The sequence below is a fragment of the Microbacterium sp. C448 genome (assembly GCF_000582705.2).
Taxonomy (GTDB): domain Bacteria; phylum Actinomycetota; class Actinomycetes; order Actinomycetales; family Microbacteriaceae; genus Microbacterium; species Microbacterium lacus_A.
Map to the genome: position 1 here is coordinate 1 of NZ_HG779607.1, position 23,459 is coordinate 23,459.

Consider the following 23,459-nt stretch of genomic DNA (forward strand, 5'->3'; position numbering starts at 1 on the left):
AGGGTTCCCGATAGGATCGGCCATACCCGGATACATCCGGTTCAATCCGCATGGGGGCGTGAATGTCCGAGCCGTGGCTCTCTGCCGACGACATTGCTGAGCACTTGGGCGTGACCAAAGACTCGATCTACGCGTGGATCGCCGACAAGGGGATGCCGGCCCACAAGGTCGGGCGCCTCTGGAAGTTCCAGGCCAGCGAGGTTGACGCTTGGGTGCGCGGCGGAGGCAGCGCAGGGGGCGTCGCCTAGTCATGCGGATCATCGACAACGTCTCAGAGCTGCTCGGCGATGACCTCAAGGGGGAGATTCGCAGAGGATCGAAGGTTCGCATCGCCGCTGCGACGTTCTCGATCTTCGCGTTCGAGGCTCTTCGCAATGAACTCGAACACGTCGAGGAGCTCGAGTTCATCTTCACGTCGCCGTCGTTCAGCAACGGTCAAGCCACCGACAAGCTGCGCAAGGACCGTCGCGAATTCTTCATCCCGCACGCCGAGTCATCCCTTTACGGCTCGGAGTTCGAGATCCGCCTCCGCAACAAGTTGACGCAGCGCGCAATCGCGCGCGAGTGCGCCGCGTGGGTCCGTGAGAAGGCGACCTTCAGAGCGAACGCCAGCGGCGGCCAGATGCAGCAGTTCGCCGTCGTCGACGATCGGGCGGCATACCTGCAGCTCCAGGGTCTGACGACAGCCGACCTCGGCTACGAGCGCGGCAACTCCGTATCCAACCTGGTCACAAAGCTCGAAGGGCCGGCGGAAACCCAGGCATTCCTCGCCGTGTTCGATCAGATCTGGGCCAACCCCGCACAGTTGAACGATGTCACCGACGCGGTGTACGACCACATCGCCAGTGTGTATGCCGAGAACTCCCCGGCACGCATCTACTTCCTCATCCTCTACAACCTCTTCGCCGAGTTCCTCGATGACATCAGTGAGGACGTGCTCCCGAACGACCGCACGGGCTATCAGAACACTAAGGTGTGGCAGAGCCTGTACAACTTCCAGCGGGATGCCGCGACCGGCATCATCAACAAGCTCGAGACCTACAACGGCTGCATCCTCGCCGACAGCGTCGGCCTCGGAAAGACATTCACCGCGCTGGCTGTCATCAAGTACTACGAACTCCGCAACAAGTCCGTCCTCGTACTGGCTCCGAAGAAGCTCGCCGAGAACTGGACGAACTACAACGCCAACCTCACGACGAACATCTTCGCGAGCGACCGTTTCAACTACGACGTCCTCGCGCACACCGACCTCTCCCGCACCAGAGGTGAGTCCCTCGGCCTCCGGCTGGATCGCATCAACTGGGGCAACTACGACCTCGTCGTCATCGACGAATCGCACAACTTCCGCAACGCCGACTATGCGGAAGAGAAGGAATCGCGCTACCAGCGCCTCATGCGGCAGGTCATCCGGGAAGGCGTGAAGACCAAGGTGCTGATGCTCTCCGCGACACCGGTGAACAACCGGTTCAACGACCTCAAGAATCAGCTGCAGTTGGCGTATGAAGGCGAGAGCGACACCCTCGCCTCCAAGCTCTCGCTCTCAACCTCGGTCGAGCGGGTGTTTCGCGGCGCGCAGACGGTGTTCAACGAGTGGTCCAAGCTCCCCGCCGAGGAGCGCACGGCCGACCGCATCCTGCAGATGCTCGACTTCGACTTCTTCGAACTGCTCGACGCGGTCACCATCGCACGATCCCGCAAGCACATCCAGGCGTTCTACGACACGAGCGAGATCGGCGCCTTCCCGCGGCGCCTGCCGCCCGCCTCTATCCGCGAGCCACTCACCGACCTCGCCGACGTCCCTTCCTTCAACGACATCTTCGAGCAACTACAGGTGCTGACGTTGGGCGTCTACACGCCACTCGCGTACGTGTTTCCGAGCCGCATCGGCAAGTACGAAGACCTCTACAACGTCACGACCGGCAGCGCCCGCTCGAACCTCGGTCAGAAGGGGCGTGAAGAGGGCCTCAAGAAGCTCATGACCGTCAACCTGCTCAAGCGTCTCGAGAGTTCGGTCGAGGCCTTCCGCTTGACGTTGGCCAAGATCGAGTCCGCCGTCGACAGCACGCTCACGCGACTCAGCAATCATTCCGGCTCCCTCCCCGAGATCCGCGACATGGACGATCTCGATTTCGATCTCGACGATGAGGACGACGCCAACGTCGAGGCACTCTCGTTCGGCGAGAAGATTCGCATCGACATCGAAGACATCGACGTCGAATCGTGGCAGCGAGACCTCTGGCATGACCGCGAGACACTGCGCGAGCTCCTGGACGAAATGCGCAAGGTAACCCCGGCGCACGACCTCAAGCTGCGCAAGCTGCGGCACCTGGTCCAGCAGAAGGCCGAGCACCCGCTCAACCCGGGCAACCGAAAGGTACTGATCTTTTCCGCCTTCGCCGACACCGCGAACTACCTCTACCGCGAGCTCGCGCCGGCGCTCCAGCAAGCAAAGCTGGAGAGCGCCGTGATCACCGGCGGCAATGGCGCGAAGTCAACGATCGGCACGGGCTTCGACTTCCAGCAGATCATGTCGATGTTCTCACCACGGTCCAAGCAGCGGCACCTCACGATGCCCACGGAGACGCGCGACATCGACGTGCTGATCGGCACCGACGTCATCAGCGAGGGGCAGAACCTCCAGGACTGCGACTACCTCGTCAATTACGACATCCACTGGAACCCAGTGCGAATCATCCAGCGCTTCGGTCGGATCGATCGCATCGGGTCGACGAACGAGGTGATTCAGCTCGTCAACTTCTGGCCCGACATTTCTCTCGACGAGTACATCAACCTCAAAGAGCGCGTCGAGAACCGCATGGTCATTGCCGACCTCGCCGGCTCTGCCGATGACAACGTGCTCAACCCTGATGATTCGGATGCCGCGTTCCGCAAGGAGCAACTGCGGAAGCTGCAGAGCGAGAACATCGAACTCGAGGATGTTCGCGCAGGTGTGTCGATCACGGATCTCGGCCTCAACGACTTCCGCATGGACCTGCTCGCATATATGAACGAGTACGGCGACATCGCCACTGCGCCGCGAGGCTTGCATGCTGTCATCCCCGCGGACCCTGCCGTGGGGCTGCTCCCCGGGGTGATCTTCGCCTTGAAGAACGTCAACGCCGACCCCGCCGTGAACCGCGGCAACCGGCTCCACCCGCACTACCTTGTCTACGTCGATGACCATGGGGACGTCATCGCCGACCACACAGAAGCGAAGCGGCTTCTCGACCTTGTGCGCGCCGGCTCGCGCCCCCACGATGAACCCGTCGCCGACGTCACCCGCGTCTTCAATGAGTCCACCCGCGAGGGGGCCGACATGAGCAAGTACTCGGCGCTACTGACAGATGCCATCCACTCGATGATCGACGTCACCGAAGAACGCGACATCGACAGCCTGTTCAGTGGCGGCCACACCACCGCGCTCACGCAACAGATCGCGGGGCTCGATGACTTCGAGCTGATCGCGTTCATCGCGATCGTCGATCCAGAGGGCGCCTCGTGACCGACATCCTGTATCAGTGGCCGGCTAGTGCACGATTCGGTGCACGCGTCCCCAAGGAGCGGTTCTACGAACGCACCGCATCGACCGCCTCGCTGCGTGAAAAGTTCGTCACGGAAGTGAACCGCATCAGCTGGATCTACAAGCTCGCTGCGGAGACCATCAACCTCCCCGGCTCGTCAGAAGTGCCTGAGATCGAGGTCATTCAATTGGACGCCAAGGCGAACGACATCAGTGTCCAAGTACTTGCATCGATCGACAAAGCGATACCGAACCCGGTGATATTCGAGATCCACCGCGACGATGCCCACGGCGGCGCTGTGCGGATGACCGCCGCACACAAGCCAGCCGGCGCGCCTGCACCGAAGCCCAACGCCTATTTCTCAACGGGCTGGATGCGAGGCGATGCACCGCGCACCTCACTGCCAACCGCGATCACGATGACGGCGCTGTACTCAGCGCTCATCGGCCCACTCACGCCACTCGCTCCTCGGCCCGGGGAGAGTTCCGCCGCCATCAGCAAGCGGCTGGATGCCGTGCGCCGACTCGAGCGCGAGATCAGCGCCCTAGAACGCAAGCTCCGATCCGAACCTCAACTCAACCGCAAGGTAGACCTGCGGCGTGAGCTCAAAGCCAAGCAGGCCGAGCTGGACCAGACGAGGTAACCATGGAAAGACCCCGAATGACATCCCCCGATCTCACCCGCGCCAACATCGATAAGATCGCCGACCTCTTCCCGACGGTCGTCACGGAAACGCTCGACGCCGATGGCGAACCGACGCGAGCTGTCGACTTCGATCTGCTGCGACAGGAACTCTCTGACCACATAGTCGAGGGGCCTCAGGAACGCTACCAGCTTGATTGGCCCGGTAAGCGCGCCGCCGCATTCGCGGCCAACGCACCGATTGCGAAGACCCTTCGTCCTGTACGCGAAGAGTCCGTCGAGTTCGACACAACAAGAAACCTGTTCATCGAGGGCGACAACCTGGATGCGTTGAAGCTCCTGCAGGAGTCATACCTCGGCAAGGTCAATCTGATCTTCATCGATCCTCCCTACAACACCGGCTCCGATCGGTTCACCTATCCGGATGACTTCGCCGTCACGAATGCGGACTACCTCGCGCGGTCGGGACAGACCGACGATCGTGGTCTGCGACTTCAGTCGAACATGGAGGCCAACGGACGCTTCCACTCTGACTGGCTCAGCATGATGTATCCCCGGCTCCGTCTTGCGCGAAATCTACTCAGCCCGGACGGTCTGCTCTGCGTGGCGATCGATGACAACGAGGGGAGCGCGCTCGATGCAATCGGGCGCGAGGTGTTTGGGGAACGTAATTTCGTTGCAAAGGTGATCTGGAAGCACACCGAGCAGAGCAAGAACGACGAGCCGTACTTCTCGCGGCATCACAACTACCTCGTCATGTTTCGTCGCGGCGAGGACTTGGGACAGTTTCGCCTGCCGCGCACCGAGGCGGATAACCGGGCGTACTCCAATCCGGACAACGATCCGCGGGGAGCATGGAGATCTGGCGATGTCAGGAGTCCGAGCCCTCGACCGTCGCTCCGATTCACGGTTGAGACGCCGTCGGGCAAGGTGATTGCGCCGCCGGAGAACGGGTGGCGTTGGAGCAAGGAATCGATCAAGCAGAAGATCGCATCCGGCGAGATCGTATTTAGAGATGGCGACTCACGTCTCGTGCGAAAGATCTATCTCGAAGATCAAGTGGGCCGAACCCCTGAGACCGTCTGGTCCGGCGACGTTGCGGGCACCACACGCCAGGCGAATGCTGAGATCAAGGAACTGTTCGGGGCGACGATCTTCGATACGCCGAAGCCGACGCGCCTAATCCGCCGAGTCCTTGAGCTACTCGCTTTGCCGAACGCACTCGTCTTGGACTTCTTCGCCGGGTCAGCAAGCACAGCGGACGCGGTGATCAGCCAGAACGCGGCGGACGGCGGCAAGCGGCGGTTCATCATGGTGCAACTGCCTGAACCGTGCGACCCCGGGACCGAAGCGGCCAAGGCCGGCTTCCGAACGATCGCAGACATCGGTAAGGAGCGCATCCGTAGAGCCGGAGCGCGCTTCAAGGATCGACGAGGTGTAGATACCGGCTTCCGGGCGCTTCGAGTCGATACGACCAACATGCTCGAGTTGGAGCGAAGCGCGGATGATCTCGTGCAGACATCGCTCGCGGAGTCTGTAGACAGCGTGAAGTCTGACCGTACCGACGAAGATCTACTCTTTCAGGTGCTCCTCGACTGGGGACTGGACGTCGCCGAGCCGATCACGATCGACGACTTCGATCGCCGACGAGTACTGGTCGTTGCCGATGGCGCCCTGGTCGCGTGCTTTGCTGACGACGTCACCGTCGACCTCGTGCGTCGGATTGCCGAGAAACATCCGTTGCGCGCTGTCTTCAAGGATTCGGGCTTCTCCAGTGACGCGGCCCGCATCAATGCCGAGCAGATCTTCCGAGAAGTCTCGCCGGAGACGGAAGTTAGGGCGATCTGAGTCGATGAAGCTTCAATTTAAGGTCCAGCACCATCAGACCGAAGCCGTCGATGCCGTGGTAGATGTGTTCACTGGGCAGCCATATGCCGACGGGGTGAAGTACCGCATTGACCCTGGCAGGGTGGCGGCGACCTTGCTGGAGGACGCAGGCCTGCGCAACGCCGAGATCGCTCTCACCGCGCCGCAACTCCTCGCCAGTGTCCACTCGGTGCAGCGGGCGCGCGGGCTGGCGCTCTCAACGGAGCTGAAGGACCCGGTGAAGAAGTCGGCGGCGCCGATCAACCTCGACATCGAGATGGAGACTGGTACCGGTAAGACCTACGTCTACATCAAGACGATCATGGAGTTGCACAAGCGGTACGGGTGGTCGAAGTACATCGTCGTCGTGCCGTCAATCGCGATCCGCGAGGGAGTGAAGAAGTCCTTCGACATCACCGCCGACCACTTCCAGCAGCTCTACGGCACCAAACCACGCACCTTCATCTACAACTCCTCGCGATTGCACGAGATCGAGCGATTCTCATCAGACGCGGGCGTGCAGGTGATGATCATCAACGTCCAGGCCTTCAACGCCACAGGCAAGGATGCCCGTCGCATCTACGAGGTGCTTGACGACTTTCAATCACGGAAGCCGATCGACGTGATTGCAGCGAACCGGCCGATCCTCATCATTGATGAGCCACAGAAGATAGAAGGCGACGCGAAGAAGCCCTCGAAATCGTTGGAGGCCCTGAGTTCGTTCAACGCCCTCTTCGCGCTGCGCTACTCCGCGACCCACCGGATCGAACGCACCAAAGTGCACCGTCTCGACGCTATCGACGCTTACAACCAGAAGCTCGTGAAGAAGATCGCGGTGCGCGGCATCACCGTCAAGCACCTGGCCGGTAGTAGTGCGTACCTGTACGTGGACGGCCTCGAGATCGGTAAGGGCGCCGACTTCCCGAAAGCCCGAGTCGAACTGGAGGTGCAGACCGCCCAGGGCATCAAGCGGCAGGTGAAGCGTCTCAGCCAGGGAATGAACCTGCATGACATCTCCGGCGGTATCGAGGCGTACAAAGGGCTCTTCATCCGGGATGTTGACGCTACCCGCGACATCATCGAGTTGAGCAACGGCGACATCATCGGCGCCGGCGAGGTCACCGAGGACGTCGCCGAGGACCAGAAGCGTCGCATTCAGATCCGCGAGGTCATCCGGGCCCACCTCGCCAAGGAACGCGAGCTGTTCGCGCAGGGGATCAAGACGCTCTCGTTGTTCTTCATCGACGAAGTTGCCAAGTACCGCGACTACGAGCGCGAGGACACCCTCGGAGAGTACGCCCGAGTGTTCGAGGAAGAGTACGAGGCTGTGCTCACCGACTACCTCGGCGAACTCGACCTGGATGAAGCGGCTGAACGCTATCGAGAGCACGTCCAGGCGATCCCGGTGCGCTCGACCCACGAGGGGTACTTCTCGATCGACAAGAAGACCAAGCAGTTCGTCGACGGCAAGATCGCAGCGCGTGGCGACTTCGCAGGTCAGTCGGACGACGTCGACGCCTACGACCTGATCCTGAAGGACAAAGAGAGGCTGCTCTCGTTCGAGGAGCCGGTCCGATTCATCTGGTCACACTCCGCGCTCCGCGAGGGCTGGGACAACCCGAACGTCTTCGTGATGGGCATGCTCAAGAAGAGCGACAACACCACGACGCGTCGGCAGGAGATCGGCCGTGGTCTGCGCCTGTCAGTCGACCAGCACGGCGAGCGAATGGACAACCCCGTCACCGTCCACGACATCAACGAACTCACCGTCGTCACCGACGAGTCCTACACCGACTTCGTGACCGCGCTCCAGAAGGAGATCATCGAATCGCTGTCGGCGAGGCCACGCAAGGCGAGCGTCGACTACTTCGTCGGCAAGCCGATAACGCTAGGCGACGGATCCACAAGCGCACTTGAGAAGACCGTCGCTCAGGCTCTCTACTTCCACCTGATCAAGAACGACTACATCGACGAGTCGGGCCTTGTCACGCAGGCCTACAAGGATGCGCGCGCCGACGGAACCCTCGCGACGCCGAGCTCCGAGGTACTCAAACCCGTCATCGACTTCGTCTGGCCGCTCGTCGACGCTCTGTACCTCGACGTCCCAAAGCCAACCGACGGTCGCAAGCCGAAGAAGATCCCGCTCAACGAGGCGAACTTCAACAAGCGCGAGTTCCAGGAACTCTGGGGACGCATCAACCACAAGGCCGTCTACCAGGTCGACTTCGACTCACAGGAGCTGATCGACAACTGCATCCGCGTGCTCGACACCTCGCTCCACGTCACCGTCATGCAGTACCTCGTCGAAAGCGGCAACCAAGTCATCGGACTCGAAGTGGAGCAGCTGGAAGCTGGCACGGGCTTCAAAGTATCCGAGACGAAGGTCGAGCATTCGGCCGTGTCGGCGGGTTCGACCGTCAAGTACGACCTTCTGGGAGAGATCGCGGAGAAGACGCAGCTCACTCGCCGCACGTGCGCGGCGATCCTCACCGGCATCCACCCGGGCACGTTCGCGAAGTTCAAGCAGAACCCCGAGCAGTTCATCACCGAGGCAGCCCGACTCGTCAACGAGCAGAAGGCAACCGCGATCGTCGAGCACCTCAGTTATGACCCACTTGACAACAGCTACGACTCTTCGATCTTCACGGAGAACCAGACCGCACAGGACCTGTCCAAAGCGGGTGACAAGCTGAAGAAGAGCGTCTACGAGTACGTCGTCACCGACTCCAAGGTCGAGCGCTCCTTCGTCGAGAAGCTCGACGTCAGCGACGAGGTCGTCGTCTACTCGAAGCTGCCGCGGGGATTCTTCATCCCGACTCCGGTGGGCGACTACAACCCGGACTGGGCGATCGCGTTCCGCGACGACGATACGAAGATCAAGCACGTCTACTTCGTAGCTGAGACCAAGGGTTCGCTGTCCACCCTTCAACTCAAGGGTGTCGAGAACGCCAAGATCGAGTGCGCCCGCAAGTTCTTCGCCGCGCTCAACGCGAAGACCGATCGAGACGTCACCTACGACGTCGTCTCCGACTACTCCGAGCTCATGCAGCTCGTCACAACCTGACACTGCCCATAGGAGACGAGAGAGTCAGCATGGCAGAGAGCACAGAGTTCAACCACGATCAGTTGGGTCACATTCTGGCCGATCACCTGGTCGAGGTTCCAGAGTTCCAGAGGGCGTACTCGTGGGAGCCGATAAACGTTCAAGAATACCTATCCGATCTTGAACGCGCGCGGTCTAAGAAGTCTGCTTACTTCATGGGAACGATCGTGTTCGCGAAGTCTGAAAATGACAGCGGTCGCCGCAAGATCGTGGATGGCCAGCAACGTCTTGCAACTACAGCGATCCTGCTCATTGCCATTCGCGACCGACTCAGCGAGCTGGCGAGAGTCGATCTCGCAGAGAACACAACGAAGAAGTATCTTCGCCGCTTCAGCATTCGCGAAGAGGGAGAAGTCGACAGCCTGATCCTCAGCCCCAACGATCAGGACGCGTACGACGCAATTCTGGCGGGCGACGTCGAGGGCATTGGCTCGGGCAACAGGATCAGGCTGTGCTACGAGGAGTGCGCGGCGCACCTCAGGAAACTCGCGCCGGATGCGGCCCAGTACCGGAAGCTCGTCGATGTCATCGACCAACTTGAGAACAGCGTTCAGGTGCTTATCGCTGTCGCCTCGAGTCTCCCTGAGGCGTACGTCATCTTCGAGACCCTGAATGATCGGGGCGCCGACCTTACTACGGCGGACTTGCTGAAGAACTACCTGTTCAGCGAAGCGAAGCGCTCCGAGTTCGCGTATGTTCAGCACGGCTGGAACGCGATCGAGACCAACCTCGGCGGTAAGCCCGAGGTGATGGTCAGATTCGTGAGACATGAGTTCATGTCTCGCGAGGGGCGCATCACAACCCGAAAGCTCTACCGCGCGATTCAGGATGACCTGCAGAGCAATCCTGGCGCGAAGACGTACGTGCAACGGATGAAGCAAGCGCAGGAGATATACCTGGCTCTGCGCGACGCTGATCACAAGTACTGGGCGGACGCTCGAGTCGACGTGAGAGACGCGATCATGGCGTACCGACGATTCGGGTTTGAGAGTAGCTACCCTCTGCTTCTGGCGGCTTTCCGCATGTGGGATAAACCGAAGGCTGCGCGCCTGCTCGTGAAGCTCGCGAAGTGGAGCGTCAGGGCACAGTTTGTCGGCAGGCTCGGCGCCGGCACCGCCGAAGAAGCGTTCGCGGCCGCGGCCGCGGCCGTGTCGGCGGGCACAGCCAAGAATCAGACTGACGTGAAGGCGCTGCTACGCCGACTCATCCCGTCGGATACCGAGTTCAAGATTGCTTTCATCTCTGCTGGAAAGCTCAGCATCAATCGGGCCAAGTACATTCTTGCGATGTTGGAGAAGGCGGCCGACGCGAGAGCGCAGCGCCCAGAACGTGCGCTCGACTGGACGTCATCAGGGGTGACGGTTGAGCATGTCTTGTCCCAGTCCAGCGGTAGAGGCGACGACAACCTCCAGGTAAAGATCGATGAGATCGGCAATCTTGCAATGCTCGAAAAGCGCCTGAACCACCAACTCGGCAACAAGCCATTCGCCCAGAAGGTGAAGGTCTACGAACAGTCTGACTTCGCTCTGACTCGAGCTCTAGGAGCCACAACCAGCTGGGGCGAGCTGGAAGTGACGGCTCGCACGAGCGAGCTTGCGGACCTCGCGTGCCTTGCCTGGCCATCGACGTGAGACCGGCAGCGTGTCTCGTGAGACATCCGACTTGCGCATAAACGCCGGATCAATCATTGCGACGAACGGCGCTCCGGCGTCGAGGCCCTCCGGAACGGCGATGCCAAGGTGTTCGCACACCGTCGCCCAATCGCTGTCATCTGCTACGCCGAGCGGTAGCCCGAACGTGGTTTTGAGAATGTGGTCGACAGCCTGCGTCATGAACCGAACGACGGGGACGGGCGTGTAGAAGGCGCCTGCGTCGATGCGCTGTCGCGGATCATAGTCGGCAAGGAATTGCTCGTAGAAGTAGACCACGGGGTCCTCGCGGCGGTCGTTGCTGCCGAAGTCGGCAAGGAGCTCGTCGATGTTCGTTTCGGCGAGCTGCTCCGCGAGATCGCCGAGGCCGAGTTCGTCGACGTCGATCACGCTGTCTGTGTCGTCGCGGAAGCGGGCATAGATGGCGTCGAGGAAAGGGTTCTCGAACTGCATGACGGCGAGTGATCTTGTGGCCTTGAATCGCTCAGGATGGGCGATTCGGGCCGTCAGGAGGCCGTAGACCATTGTTTGGGCATAGACGTCCGCGAAGCGTTCGGGGCTCAAGTCGCCGATGAGACGGTCTCGGATGTCGACGTGCAAGGAACGCATTGGACCGGTTTCAGTCTCAATAGCCAGCAGCGCTCTAACCTCGTCCCGTACATCCTGAGCAACGTCGGCCATACGGCGTGAGAGCGCTCGCGCCGTGCGAATGCCTTCCCGGTAGCCGGTAGAGATCAATGCGGCATCCGGCTCGACGATGACGCGCGGGCCCTCCCCACCAACCCACGCGAGCTCTTCGGCGGTCCGACGAGCGAGAAGGCTGAGGCGCGCATCGGTCGACTGTTGGTTCCACGAGAGAACGCGGAGGACGCGTTTACCGTCTCTCTCCTGGAAGTTCACAACATGAACGACGCTGTGCTGACCGCTGGTGAGGCAGAAGAACAGCAAGTCGTGCAGGGCCCAGGTCGGGTGCGTTCCTGCGCCTTTACCGCGTTTAGTGGACACGAGCTGATGCAGCAGCCTGCGAACGGCACCGATCGGCAGCTGACCGCCCTCGAACTGCAAGTAGAAGGCGCCGAACTTCTGTGTCGAAGTGAGCTGAGGAATTTGATAGATGTTGGTGAGCCGCGCCACCTGCGCGGGGTCGAGGTGAAGCTCCTCGGGCGCCCAGTCCAGGAGATCTTCCTGCCGGAGCTCGCCGGGCGGTATCGGCCAGTCGAGGCCGTTGTAGAGCAGCTCAAGAAGCTTGTCGAACGACCCCGGCGCCTGCCGGATCAGGCTTTTGAGGCGATCCTCCGGGACCCTCATGCGATCTCCATCCAGCACAGCGTCTCCGGTGTGGGCGCATCCAGCGGGAGCTGAACGTCCTTACGGAGCTGCTTGGTCTCTTCTCGCTCAAACTGGCGGAGGGCCGCCTGTAGCGGTCCGCGTTCAGTGAACGGCTTCTTGGCGGTGTCCATATCGGCCTCGACCGCAGCGTCGATAGTGAGAACGCCCCGTTCGACATCGTCGCTAGTCTTCAGCGCCCATTCGACACGGCCGGGCGAGAGGCTCCACTCCGGCTCACCGCTCTCGTCGGCCTTTGTCAGTGTCGGCACCCGCCGGCACACGAACACCCCCCTGGGCTGGCCTTCCTTAGCGATGGAGATCCCATCCGGGAGTCGCTCCACGAGCGACTCAATGTCGGGATGGTCCTTCGTCAGTTCGAGCCACTTTAGGCGCAACTGCTCCAGAGGGGAGATGTCACCGACGTACTCGTCCTTGAACGCCTGGAACACCTTCACATCATCGAACATGTCCGACTCGTCGAGGAGCTTGCCCCCAGGTATACCAAGGGTCTTCGAGATCATCAACGTCTTTCCCTCAACGCGTCCGACGAGCTGGAGCAGGTTGTTGATGTCGTCAGGCGGCAGGAAGTTACGGATCTGAATCTTGCCGCGGGTTGCCTTCGCCGACTTGCGCTCCTTGACGAGCTCGGCCTCAATTGCGGGGTTCATGCGCCGATCGACGCGACCGATGCGCTGCATCAGCCGCACGGGGTTCCAATGGATGTCGTAGTTGACCAACAGGGTGCCGTCCTGGAGGTTAACACCCTCGCTGAGCACGTCAGTTGAAATAAGCACCCGCAGGGGCGCCTGTGCGGCGCGCTCCTCCTTGGCGACCTTGTTGTAGAACGGCGAGAATCGCTTAATCATCGCGTAGCGGTTGCCTTTGCGACCGCCGTCAATACGGTCTACGTCCGCGAGCCCGGCCTCGATAAGCCTCTCGTGAAGATACCGGGCGGTATCGGCAAACTCGGTGAAGACGATAACCTGCTGGGTCTGGAACTCCTGCGTGAACACGGTCAGGTCGAGGCCGTCCTTCTCGGACTTTGACGGCCCCATGAGCAGGGTGCGCAATTTCGCGAACTTGTCGTCGATCCCAGCGCCGTCCAATGTGAGTGCCATGAATCGCGTCAACTGCGCGAGATCATCGAACGCAGCGTCGACCATCGCACCAAGCCGGTAGTTTCCGCCGACGAGATTGTAGTCGAGTTCCTCGAGTTCTTCCTCGGTGAGATCTTCTTCATGCCAGCCCTCCTCGAGGGTCGCACGATAGGTATCGTGAATCGCCTGGAGGGTGGGTTCGTTTGAATCGCGCCAGGCCTCGAGTCGTGCCTCGTATGCGGCGTCGCCTTGCACGTTGACGTCGAGCCATTTGAGAACCTTCACAGAAAGGTCGAGGCATGAACCAGCGAATGCCGCCAGGCTCGATTCGAACCGCTTCAGAAAGATCGTTCGAATGAGGGCAACGATCTGGCGCTGCCTGTTTTCGAGGCGGGGGTCGACGTCGGGGTCGTTGGAAAACGCCAGCGGGTAGTACATCGGCAGGACGAACAGGGGGTTCTGCCGATTGAAGGCGCTTGTGATCTCGCTGAAGAGCGGCGAGTAGAGAAGGCCAAACTGATAGGGCACTACCCTCGGAATTTGCGTGTCGGGGAACACGACCTCGGCGCCGCCAGCGACCTTTGCGCTGTCGATTGCGTAGCGACGGCTGTTCTGGTGAATGATCGACTGAAACAGCGTGTCCTTGCTCATGATCGCGTCGATTGATGCGTGATCCGGAACGGCGTTCTTGAACGGCTTCTCCAGGTTCACGATGTACTTGCGGAGGCTGTTCACACCGATGCTCGAGAAGTGCGCATCCTGGTCGACGCCTGTGAAGAGTTCGGCCTGATGTACGAGATCAAAGAAGCTGTTGTTAATGGGAGTCGCCGTTAACAAGAAGACAGTCTTCCCTTTGCAGATCTCGAGCATGCGCCACCAGCGCGATCCCCAAGGATTCTCCTCGGTCGGTGATTTGCCGTGGTTCCGGAAGTTGTGAGCCTCATCGATGATGATGATGTCGGCCCGCTTGGCGAGGTGCTCAATCTCCTCGGCGCCAGCCTTGGTCGTCAGGTCGGTGTGCGCCTTCACAATGACATTGGAGAACTGGCCTCCATAGAGATCGGGCAAACGGTCTTTGATCTCGGGGTTCCACACGGCGTCCTGGCCGGTCTTCGTCGCCATGATGAGAACGTTCTTGCGCTGCCGCACCGCGAAGTATTCGGTGAGCATGAGGCCGACGAAGGTCTTCCCCAGCCCCACGCCATCTGTGAGGAAACCGCCGCCCCACTGCTTGGCCATCTCGACAAGCGAGTGGAACGCTTCGCGCTGGTAGGGAGCGAGGATCGGGTGAATTGTTGACTCCGACTCCTCCCAGCTCTTGTCCGTTGCATCCGCGTCCGCTGTCAGTGCGTGTAGTGCCTTCGCGTAGACCTCAAAGGGCGTGAACTCGCGGACGTTGTGCTCGAGCACGGCAAGGAGTTCGGGGTTGACGGGCACAGCCGCGTTCCAGTGCTCCTCGTACCACGCCTGCAATTCGACGACCTCAGGCCCCTGGAACCTGACATTCAGCTCGACGTTCTGAGTGAGACCCGGCCGGGTGAAGTTAGATGAACCCACGAGCGCAGCAGAACCGACGACACGGTGCCGGCCGTGGGTGATGTAAGCCTTGGCGTGGAACTTCTTCGACCGGTAGACGCGGATCTCGATCTTGCCCGAACGGATGCCGTCCACGACGCCGTCGACGCCCGTGAGAAACGCGTCGCCATTCTGGCGCTCAACGGTGATGGACCTGTCTAACGCCGCTGCGATGGCATCGGCGGTCGTCCGGCTCGTTTCGCCGCCGATCAGGAGTCGGATGCGGTCGACCTTCTGCCATGCCCCGTCGAGGGAGAGGAACGCGCCGATCTCGAAGTGTCCGGTTGCAATATCGATCGCTTCGCTGAGGTCGCACCATTCCCGAACGTATTGAAGCGCCTTCCAATCTTCAGACGTGTTGTCGACGATGAAGCTGTCCGGAGTTGCCATGTCATTCCTATGTTTCATCCCAGGTGTCCCGGGAACCACGTCTTCGGTGTTGCGACGGCGACTCGCGCCATGCCCTGCTCGTCGATGTACAGCACGTCTCCGTAGTTCGTGACGCGGATGGTGCCTCCAGGTTCCGCTACAGCGACGACAGCATCTTCAATCCCACGCGCCTCATCAGTGCCATTTGGACCCACCGTATCGGCAAGCGGATCTCCTGAGTCGAGGTCGACGAGCCTCCCGCCCATTACGTCGTAATAGCGCCGCACCAAGAAGCCGCGAGCGATGTCGCTCTCGGGATCGGGTCCGGCGTAGCCCAGAAGGCGCTCTCGGCCCTCGATGTAGCCGCCGACCGCACCATCGTCGTCGACCCACAGGTCGCCCATGGGGCGTGCAGACGTCCACTGCCGAAGCTTTTCGACGAGCGGGCCATCGACCTCACCGCGAAGGGAACGCCCCGTGGCGACGTCGACGACATCCCGAGTCCTCGTGACACGCACGCGTCTGTCGGGCACATCGCCGCGCCAGATGGCGCCGATGGGAGGCCTGCTTGCACGCTCGATCCTCTCCAAAGGGATCTCGATCGGCGGCTCGTCATCGACGCCGGAGACGGGAAAAGGAGCTGGCGGCGTCGTCTCCGCTGGCCGCTCGGAGCCCTGCGGCGGGTACTGACCCGTTCGAATTCGGTCGATGCGCTTGATCATTCGTGCCGCTGGCGCTTCGACACCCATCGACGTCTTGACGCCGAACAGGCGGACGAGGTCAGCAGCATCCCGCAGCTGAGAAACAGAGGGCTCGTCACTGAAGTGCAGCCAGGTGTTGCGGGTATCGACGATCTTCTTCGAGACAACACGAAGGTCGCCCGTGTTTGGGATAACGGTTCGATAGACCGTCTCGGGTGCCCGAAGGTATTCGCCCAAGAAAAAGCTGGGGTCCTCGGGCGACTGACGCAAGCGCACGCGCACGGGGTCCTCTGCGTTTCGGCGCTGGACGTAATCGGCGAACCAGCGGGTTCCCAGATCGGGCACCAACATCCGATCACTCCGGTTGGCAAACTCGATCCCGAACCCCCGCATGAGGGAGAAGTATCCCTTCATGACCTCTCCGTAGGTGTTCCGTTCGGGGTACTCCATGACGAATGACTCGCCGCTCATCAGTGCAACACCTCCATCGCGCTGTCGCGGCCGAAGCCCTTCATGATCGGCAGCACCCGCGTAATGGCGAAGGCGGCGAACACCGCTGCGATCCCCTCGCCAGTCACCGCGAATGCCGGGTGCTCGCGGTACTTGCCCGCCCCGGGCTTGAGCTCGACGTAGTCGCCGGTTCGGGCGCCATGTGAGGCGAGCACGTTCGCAGCATCTGCGCCTGCCAACTCATCGAGGTCGCTCCACGAGACCGAAGCGAGAGTCGGGTAGCCGCGCTCGCCGTACTTCAGCGCTCGCAGTAGGCCGACACGAGTACCCGCTGCCGCCTCGTTAAGCGTCATGCGTCCGGCCGCCTCCAGACGGCGGTACTCGCTCGGGCCGGCGAGAAAGTCGAGGGGTTGAACGTCAGCCGAGCCGTCATCCCAGATCGTGCATCCGATCGTCATCCGTAGCCCGTCGCTCGACTCGATGACGGCCTCGCGGAGCTTTCCCTCTTGCTCAGCGCCACCCCGGCCCGTCGAGACCGAGATTCCACGAAAGCGGACGTCCTCGGGACGCATGGCGATCGCCACGAGACCGACGTTGAACTCGATGTCGTCGTCCATCAGGCAGCCACCCCGGCGAGAAGAAGCGTGGTGTAGGCATCCCGCACCACGTCATACGCTGCCCCGGACTTGCCGATCTTCTGCGGATCAAAGTCCATCATCTGCATAATCCCCTTGTACTTCTTGGCGATCTCGGTGAGGTTATCGTTCAGAAACGTCGTGGGGTCGGTCTTCCACGCGATCGTGCCATCGTCGCGGCGCTCGAGCAGAGCGGTGAGGCCATAGACGAGAGGAATGATGTAGCCCTCGGGGCTCGCGTACGACGCGTCCTGATCGGTGTAGCGAGTGCGTGGCTTGGTCTTGGCGTTCGCGGGGTTCATCTTGCTCACAGCGGTAATGCGGCCGTACTTGCCGTCATTCTTGTTGTACGCCTCGGGAAACTTCCTGTAGATCAGCTCGTACAGTTCGGGAAACTGCCCCGCGATCGCGAGGGCGCTGAAGACCGGAACGTTGCGCAGTTCCGCGATCGCGCCGCGCTCCGTCGTCACCACCGGCGAGCTCATGAGCCGCTCGAAGCGCACGACGCAGTCGCCCTTATTGCGGTAGAGGTTCTGCGGCAAGGGGGCAACGACCGGCTTGCCGTCGTCGGCGGCCGGCATCGGATCGAGCATCGCTAAAGGAATCCACGAGAGGGCCACGATGTCGGCCACCTTTACGGGCTTCGGGTCGCCCTGCTGCCACTCCACCCGCTCGCTGATGTAGGCGGGCAGCGTCAGCTTGAGATCGTCGAAGTAGCCCCGCTTGTTGGCTTTCGCTTCGACCCTCAACTGCACGTTGTTGTTGCGGGCGGCACAGATGTCGAGCAGAGACGCCTCGAACTCCTCGGTCACGACCTCGTCGTCGGGGTCGGACGGGACGATGAGCTCTACCGGAATGAGAAAATCCAGGTCGGATGTCTCACCATCGCGGACCCTCGCCCGCAGCTGGTCTACGGCCTCTGCCTGCTCGTGCCACAGCGTGCGGAAGTCGTCCCACACCTTGACCTTCTTGATCCGCGCGTCCGACACACCGGCCAGCGCGAGGACGTGGAGTCCGATTGCGAGCGTGTTGTGCCCGCCGTCGAGGATGCCCTCCACCTTGCGCTTCTCGAAGTTCACACCAATGCGGTCGCGATCGAGCTTGCGGTACCGCGACGCGCCCAGCAGGATCCCCTTCGTCTTGAAGGGGAAGTCATTCGGGGTGTTCTCGATCGACTCACGGATGGCCGTCGTCACCTGGCCGACCTTCGACGAGCGCGGATTCGCTTCCAGGTCGAGAACATCGATCACAGGCACGAAGTGGCGGGCCGGAACGAATCCGGAGAAACGAGTGATGCGCTCGACGGTCTGCTCGACGAGTTTGTCGAACTTGATCACCGCGTGAAAGGCGGAGAAGGACGCTGCGTCGGTGTCGATGTGATTCATTGCTCTTCCTCATTCTGTCGAGAAGGAGCCTCTGGGAACAGAAAAACCGGCCCGAGGCCGGCTTGTGCTGCTGCGGATCGACGAGCGATCCTCCAGAAGCCCTGCCGGGTTTCTTGTGTTCTGAACGCAACTCCATCCGGAGCCGCGGGGGTGGTGCTTCCGTCGGGCGTTTCGGCCCGACACGTTGAGCCTGCCACATGTGTCGCTCTATGCACAAGTAGCTTTTTGCTGAGCGCATAAGATATCGTGTGGATGACCAACACTGAAGGACGAGACACGATGAACGAAACCAAGCACATGAGCGAGCGCGACCAGCGCATTCTCGAACGTTACGCCGAGGGCGCAACACTTGACGCGATCGGCCGCGAGGAGGGGATCACGCGGGAGCGGGTCCGCCAGATCGCCCAACAATTAGGCGGCCCGGGCGCACAGACGGCGCGCGCTGCCCGTCAAGCTGTGAAGGAGGCTTCGGCTACCCAGGCTCGCGAGTCCTTCCTCGAGGCGTTCGGCCCCCTTGCATCGGATCTCGCACACCAAGGCTTCACTCGGCCGGCGACGATCGCGCGCATCAAGAACCTGTTTCCGGCAATCAATACCGACCTGGCCGAAGATGCGCTGAAAATGTCGAGCATCGTCTTCGACCAAGACAACAGTGCAGACACCTTCTCCAACATCGCCCTCGAAGCGGGCGTCTGGTACCTGCTCGGAGCTGAGCTTCGCCTGAAGCCCGATCACGCTTGGGCTGCCGCCAACCTTCCCCAGGAGCTGCTGGACGAACTTGGAAGTCACCTGGTCGAGGCGTCCGTCACTGCCGACGAACTGGCCACGATCCTGGGGATCATCGGCGCGGCGCAGCGGACTGCACTCGAAGACCCCACGCTCACCATCACGGGGAGCCGCTACAACGAACTCCGCGCTGAGCTGCTCGAGGCGATGGGACTCAAATCCGCGAAGGGCGCGAAGCCGTGGCCACCCACTCGCCAGACCATCATGAAGCGCTACGAGGGATGGAACGATGCCCTCGAATCTATGGGTCTCGCGCTCGCCACCAAGGGTCGTCAGAAGGGCCTTCTGATCTTCAGCGAGGAGGGCTACGCGCAGGCGATCGTCGACTTCATCTCCGCGGCATCCGTGTCCAGCATCGAGCCGACATTTGCCAGTTACGGACAGTGGGTGAAAAGCGAGTCAGTTCTCGGCATCCGTCGCCCGTCGCCCGCGGCGATCCGCAATTACTACGGCGGTTGGCTCACCGCACTTCGCAAGGCACCGCGCTTGGTCCCGACTTTCGCGCTCGAGTCGCCGGCGGACACACCGAACACTTTGGCTGAGAACGAGACGAGGACCACATGCCAGACAGCGTGACGTCGCCGCGGCGGCTTGTGTACGGACCGGCGACCTACGCGGGGTTCGAGGGCATCATCGTTGATGCCGGGGCAGCGTCGCGCCTCGGGGTACTCGCCCGCGCCACTACTCTTCGCGACTTCGTCGCCGTGACCTACGACGGAGACTGGGAGCAGTTCGTCACCCTGGCCGCCGATGTCGACGAAGACGCGCCATCGCCCGACGATCCCTTTGACTACGAGGAATGGTTCAGCGACGGCAACGTGAGCGAATATCCGGCCGACACCGCTTGGGACGCCGCATCCCTTGTCGTCATGCGCCTGATGGGCGAAGACTCCGAAGGCCTGAGTGGGATCCAGTGCGGCGGCGGGTCGCCCGGAGGAAACATGGGCGCCGTCAGTGGCCCTCTCGCCCAACTCGCACTTCTCGCAGACCGCATTGACCCTGCGAAAGATGGGATCGTTCTCGAGCGGGACGATGCCCTCGTCGACCTGGGAATGTCGCGGGCGCTCTATGCGCAGGAACTCCCGAAATCACAACGCCTTTCCCCATCGCCTCTTACACCAGCAAAAGGGACCCCATGAATCACAGGAAACTGACCGCCGCCGTTGCGTCCGCATCTTTGTTCGCAATGCTTGCGCTCGTCGGCTGCACCGGCAGCTCAGAAGAGACAGCCCCTGAGACGTCCGCAGCATCGGTTCCTGCGAGTCCTGCCGAATCACAGGCGCCCGTGGCGTCGCAGGCGCCCTTGGAACCGCCGACGGACATCGAGGCGTCTGTCCAGGCTTTTGTAACGACCCTCGATGAACTCGGCATCGAGCACTCCGAGCCCGTCCGAGCGGAAGTCGGCCTGTCCGGCGCAAAAGCAAGATTCGATATCAGCGTCAACGGCTTCGACGCCGGAATCAATGTCTTCCCTGATGCCGACACACTCGCGACCTGGGGCGAGGCGAGCGACTCATTCGGCGGCATCTACGTCGCTTACGGCAACGCGGTCCTCACGCTGAACTCAAGCGAAGGAATCGCCAATTCAGCCGAGATCGCCCCGCAGATCGCTGACGCCATAGGTGGGGAGGCGCATGGCGTCTAGCCCCCGCGGCCGATCAGGCGGACCGACGCAACGCCTCCGTCTAGCGGCGACTCTGGTCGCCCAGCACAGCCCGCGACATCTCTCTCAAAGACTCGTCGCGGGCCGGCACCCTCGGCGATCACGCCCTTGTGAGCCGTGCCCGACGCGCTGTTAGCCTCCATTCATGAGTTCTCATGCCCCCGCCGGCTGGTTCCCGGATCCGTTCGCGCGACACGAACATCGCTACTGGGACGGCTCGCAATGGACTGAGCATGTGGGGTCGCAGGGACGCCAGCTGGTCGACGCGCCAATCGTGGCGCCGCCCGCGCCTGTTGTGACGCAGGCCGCCGCTGGCGCGCCCGCCCAGGTGTTGGTACAAACGCCAGCGGCAAACAAGAAGGTGCAGCGTCAGATTCAGAAGCTCGGCGTCGATGATGCCTCCCGGACTGGCGGCGGAACATTGTTCACCGAACTAGTCCTGGTCGTTAACCAGAAGGCGAAGCTCTTTGAGAAGAAGGCTGAGTACGAAGTTTTCAATCAGCTAGGACACAAGGTTGGCGGCGTGCGAGAGTTCGGCAGAAGTATGTCGCGATTGGTTGTCGGCCGCGACAGCTCCACCAAGCGCTTGCAGATCGTCGACGCGCTCGGGCAGCCGGTGCTCACCCTGACTCGGCCGGCGACGATGCTGAAGTCAAGGGTGGTCGTCATGCGCGAGGATGGCACCATTGTGGGGCAGATTGCGCAGGAGAACTTCGGCGTCATGGCGTCGATGCTTGGCGGCAGATTCAACATCCGGTTTCGGATGGAGTCGGAAGGCGAAATTCTGGGAACGATCAATGCCGAGAGTTGGCGTGCCTGGGACTTTAGCCTTCAGGACCCCCGCGGCAACGAGATCGGTCGCATCACGAAGACCTGGGCCGGGTTAGGCAAACAAAGCTTCACCAAGGCGGACAACTACGTCCTCGAAATGTACCGGCAACTGGAAGATCCGCTGCTGACCCTGGTGGTCTCCGCCGCGCTCGTCGTCGATACCGTTCTCCACCAGAGCAGCGGCGACCAACGCAGTCGCTAATGGTCCGGTAACTGCTGCTCCCCAGTCTTCTTTTCAGGAGGCGAGTCCTCTTTACCCCGATGCGGTAGGCGCTCGGCTACCGCATCAGTTAGCTTCTCTGCGCTGGACTTGGCGCCTTCGAACGTCCGCACACCGAGCTGCGCGACGACAACCACGCCTCTGCTGCCTGTCTGAAATGCGGTGTCTCTGGCCTCCCCAACTGCCGCTCGCCAGCGCTTCGTCTCGATCGCCTCGCGACCAGACTCGATGCCCAGCCGTTCATGGAAGACAGTGACGTCCGCCGCTACCTCGTTGCCGGAGCGAACCACAGTGCCGGACTTCAGTGGATGAAACAGAACTTGTTCATTGGCGCTTTGCGCTGCGGCGTCCATCCGACTCAGCAAGCGCTCGGTGCTCTCAGAGATGAGGTCGCGACGCTTCTTCCGTCCTGCCCTGACTGCGGCGCGGTGGCTCTCAAGGTCATCAGGGCTGGAAGCAAGAACGCGGTCCAACTCAAGGACCGCGAGGCCATCCTGGAGCTGGAAGCATCGCGCCAAAACTGCCAACCACTCTTCGACGGTGGCCTCCGCCGTCCCCGCGAGTTTGGCGAGGTCCCCGACCTTGGACTTCTTCTCCATCTTCTCGGCCAGTGCATCGAGCTGTCGCAGAGCGTACGCCTGGGTCGTTGCGATCGTCTGGGCAGCGCCGTGCAGGCTAGACCATGTCACCTCGGAGACGTGACCGACATGCTCGCGCCTGAGCATCGCATCGTCGATGACCATGCCCACGCCCACCATCTCCGCAATTGCCCCATCCTTCTGAGCGCGGAGGATGTCGTCGACCTTCTCATCGATGACCGCGAGGTATTCGGTGATCTCCTCCATCGCCTGTTCCATGGCCAGCTGCGCCATGATGCCCGCGGCGCCCGCCAGCATCGCTGGGTTCGTGAGCATCGATCCAACCGAGCCGGTCGTTGTGAACTCGAGGATCTTCGTGATCTTGCCTTTGCTGGTCGTGGCCACCGCGCGACTGACCCCGTCCGACGAGCCCTTCATCGCCTTGCCTACCTTGAGCGCCTTCGCCGATTCCTCAGTGAGCTTGACCCAACGGCCGGAGCTCGAGGCGATCTGCGATCCGGCCTGAGCAACCCCGGATCCAGCGTTCAAGGCCGTTCCGAGCTTCTGATGGAGTTGCAAGTCCTTCGACGGGACTCCGGCGGAAGACAGGAACCGCTCAACGGCTAGCGGGTCACCAATGAGTGCTAGGCCATCGCCGTCGCTGATCAACTCGATCTCGTCGCTCACTGATTTGTCCCCGTGTTCAATGTGGTGTGCCTCGTGACGCGCCTCACGCTACCTGAACCCATGGAGCTCGGGCGGTGAGGCCCCGCGGTCGTTGCCGTCTCAGCTGGCCATGCTGCTTCAGCCCCGAAGTCGAATCTCCGAGGACTTGAGCGTTATCGCCGCTAGCTGCTGCATCATCACGAGGCCCCCGACGCCGCACCAGAAACGTCGCGGCCACCCCCACCTGCGATCTGATCGCTAAGTTGATCACGTGCCATCGCCCACTTACCGACGAGGTTGTCTCAACGACTCACGAGTAAGGTTCGGCATCGTGACGCTCACCACCTATTACTGCGGGCTCTCTTCGGGAGTTCCCGGCTGACCGAGCACGCT

The 23,459-nt window shown here is 61.6% G+C and carries 16 protein-coding genes; 10 read left to right on the forward strand and 6 right to left on the reverse strand.

Features of this window, described 5'->3' with window-relative positions:
- The first annotated feature begins 62 nt into the window (after positions 1–62).
- The 6 genes from MIC448_RS02140 (at position 63) to MIC448_RS02165 (ending at position 10,763) form a co-directional block, all read left to right on the forward strand.
- Positions 63–248, forward strand: a complete 186-nt coding sequence (locus tag MIC448_RS02140; RefSeq protein WP_036295396.1) for a helix-turn-helix domain-containing protein — start codon at positions 63–65, stop codon at positions 246–248.
- Positions 249–250: 2 nt separating this feature from the next.
- On the forward strand, positions 251–3,502 hold the full coding sequence (locus tag MIC448_RS02145; RefSeq protein ID WP_036295400.1) for a helicase-related protein: 3,252 nt from the start codon (positions 251–253) through the stop codon (positions 3,500–3,502).
- Positions 3,499–4,164 carry a DUF4391 domain-containing protein gene (locus MIC448_RS02150; protein ID WP_036295402.1) on the forward strand — a complete coding sequence of 222 codons (666 nt, stop codon included), beginning with the start codon at positions 3,499–3,501 and terminating at the stop codon, positions 4,162–4,164. Before MIC448_RS02145 ends, MIC448_RS02150 begins: the two co-directional genes overlap by 4 nt.
- Before the next feature lie 17 nt (positions 4,165–4,181).
- A complete protein-coding gene (locus MIC448_RS02155; RefSeq protein WP_199484399.1) occupies positions 4,182–6,011 on the forward strand; it encodes a site-specific DNA-methyltransferase in 1,830 nt (609 codons plus the stop codon).
- A gap of 94 nt (positions 6,012–6,105) precedes the next feature.
- Complete coding sequence (locus MIC448_RS02160) at positions 6,106–9,093, forward strand: type III restriction-modification system endonuclease (protein ID WP_373457219.1); 2,988 nt, start codon at positions 6,106–6,108, stop codon at positions 9,091–9,093.
- 29 nt (positions 9,094–9,122) lie between these two features.
- Complete coding sequence (locus MIC448_RS02165; protein WP_036295410.1) at positions 9,123–10,763, forward strand: DUF262 domain-containing protein; 1,641 nt, start codon at positions 9,123–9,125, stop codon at positions 10,761–10,763.
- Here the strand turns inward: MIC448_RS02165 and MIC448_RS02170 are convergent.
- Genes MIC448_RS02170 through MIC448_RS02190 form a run of 5 tightly spaced genes read right to left on the reverse strand, consistent with a single transcriptional unit; the run spans position 10,671 to position 18,322 of the window.
- Positions 10,671–12,107: an SAM-dependent DNA methyltransferase gene (locus MIC448_RS02170; protein ID WP_144237963.1), complete on the reverse strand. Its 1,437-nt coding sequence runs from the start codon at positions 12,105–12,107 to the stop codon at positions 10,671–10,673. The genes MIC448_RS02165 and MIC448_RS02170 overlap by 93 nt on opposite strands.
- Positions 12,086–15,172 carry a helicase-related protein gene (locus MIC448_RS02175; protein ID WP_036295415.1) on the reverse strand — a complete coding sequence of 1,029 codons (3,087 nt, stop codon included), beginning with the start codon at positions 15,170–15,172 and terminating at the stop codon, positions 12,086–12,088. The genes MIC448_RS02170 and MIC448_RS02175 overlap by 22 nt, the downstream gene beginning before the upstream one ends.
- A gap of 14 nt (positions 15,173–15,186) precedes the next feature.
- Entirely contained in the window at positions 15,187–16,323 is a 1,137-nt protein-coding gene (locus MIC448_RS02180) for a hypothetical protein (protein ID WP_036295418.1), read from the reverse strand.
- Positions 16,323–16,919: a hypothetical protein gene (locus tag MIC448_RS02185; RefSeq protein WP_036295421.1), complete on the reverse strand. Its 597-nt coding sequence runs from the start codon at positions 16,917–16,919 to the stop codon at positions 16,323–16,325. Before MIC448_RS02185 ends, MIC448_RS02180 begins: the two co-directional genes overlap by 1 nt.
- Positions 16,919–18,322, reverse strand: a complete 1,404-nt coding sequence (locus MIC448_RS02190) for a hypothetical protein (protein WP_051512956.1) — start codon at positions 18,320–18,322, stop codon at positions 16,919–16,921. Before MIC448_RS02190 ends, MIC448_RS02185 begins: the two co-directional genes overlap by 1 nt.
- A 252-nt stretch (positions 18,323–18,574) precedes the next feature.
- On the opposite strand from MIC448_RS02190, the gene MIC448_RS02195 reads away from it, so the two are divergent.
- The 4 genes from MIC448_RS02195 to MIC448_RS16330 all read left to right on the forward strand — a co-directional run bounded on the left by MIC448_RS02195 (position 18,575) and on the right by MIC448_RS16330 (position 21,804).
- Complete coding sequence (locus tag MIC448_RS02195; RefSeq protein WP_144237965.1) at positions 18,575–19,684, forward strand: sigma factor-like helix-turn-helix DNA-binding protein; 1,110 nt, start codon at positions 18,575–18,577, stop codon at positions 19,682–19,684.
- Entirely contained in the window at positions 19,669–20,247 is a 579-nt protein-coding gene (locus MIC448_RS02200) for a hypothetical protein (protein WP_036295424.1), read from the forward strand. The genes MIC448_RS02195 and MIC448_RS02200 overlap by 16 nt, the downstream gene beginning before the upstream one ends.
- A gap of 47 nt (positions 20,248–20,294) precedes the next feature.
- A complete protein-coding gene (locus tag MIC448_RS02205) occupies positions 20,295–20,753 on the forward strand; it encodes a hypothetical protein (protein WP_144237966.1) in 459 nt (152 codons plus the stop codon).
- A 163-nt stretch (positions 20,754–20,916) separates the two neighbouring features.
- Positions 20,917–21,804 carry a phospholipid scramblase-related protein gene (locus MIC448_RS16330; protein ID WP_036295431.1) on the forward strand — a complete coding sequence of 296 codons (888 nt, stop codon included), beginning with the start codon at positions 20,917–20,919 and terminating at the stop codon, positions 21,802–21,804.
- On the opposite strand, the gene MIC448_RS02215 is transcribed toward MIC448_RS16330, so the two are convergent.
- A complete protein-coding gene (locus tag MIC448_RS02215) occupies positions 21,801–23,087 on the reverse strand; it encodes a hypothetical protein (protein ID WP_036295434.1) in 1,287 nt (428 codons plus the stop codon). The two genes, MIC448_RS16330 and MIC448_RS02215, sit on opposite strands and share 4 nt — an antisense overlap.
- Positions 23,088–23,459: the final 372 nt, after the last annotated feature.

Bases quoted from the DNA above. Each gene is read 5' to 3' on its own strand.
- MIC448_RS02155 (WP_199484399.1), top strand. From the start codon at position 4,182: ATGACATCCCCCGATCTCACCCGCGCCAACATCGATAAGATCGCCGAC.
- MIC448_RS02145 (WP_036295400.1), top strand. From the start codon at position 251: ATGCGGATCATCGACAACGTCTCAGAGCTGCTCGGCGATGACCTCAAG.
- MIC448_RS02200 (WP_036295424.1), top strand. From the start codon at position 19,669: ATGCCAGACAGCGTGACGTCGCCGCGGCGGCTTGTGTACGGACCGGCG.
- MIC448_RS02205 (WP_144237966.1), top strand. From the start codon at position 20,295: ATGCTTGCGCTCGTCGGCTGCACCGGCAGCTCAGAAGAGACAGCCCCT.
- MIC448_RS16330 (WP_036295431.1), top strand. From the start codon at position 20,917: ATGAGTTCTCATGCCCCCGCCGGCTGGTTCCCGGATCCGTTCGCGCGA.
- MIC448_RS02190 (WP_051512956.1), bottom strand. From the start codon at position 18,322: ATGAATCACATCGACACCGACGCAGCGTCCTTCTCCGCCTTTCACGCG.
- MIC448_RS02175 (WP_036295415.1), bottom strand. From the start codon at position 15,172: ATGGCAACTCCGGACAGCTTCATCGTCGACAACACGTCTGAAGATTGG.
- MIC448_RS02165 (WP_036295410.1), top strand. From the start codon at position 9,123: ATGGCAGAGAGCACAGAGTTCAACCACGATCAGTTGGGTCACATTCTG.
- MIC448_RS02185 (WP_036295421.1), bottom strand. From the start codon at position 16,919: ATGGACGACGACATCGAGTTCAACGTCGGTCTCGTGGCGATCGCCATG.
- MIC448_RS02140 (WP_036295396.1), top strand. From the start codon at position 63: ATGTCCGAGCCGTGGCTCTCTGCCGACGACATTGCTGAGCACTTGGGC.
- MIC448_RS02195 (WP_144237965.1), top strand. From the start codon at position 18,575: ATGACCAACACTGAAGGACGAGACACGATGAACGAAACCAAGCACATG.
- MIC448_RS02180 (WP_036295418.1), bottom strand. From the start codon at position 16,323: ATGAGCGGCGAGTCATTCGTCATGGAGTACCCCGAACGGAACACCTAC.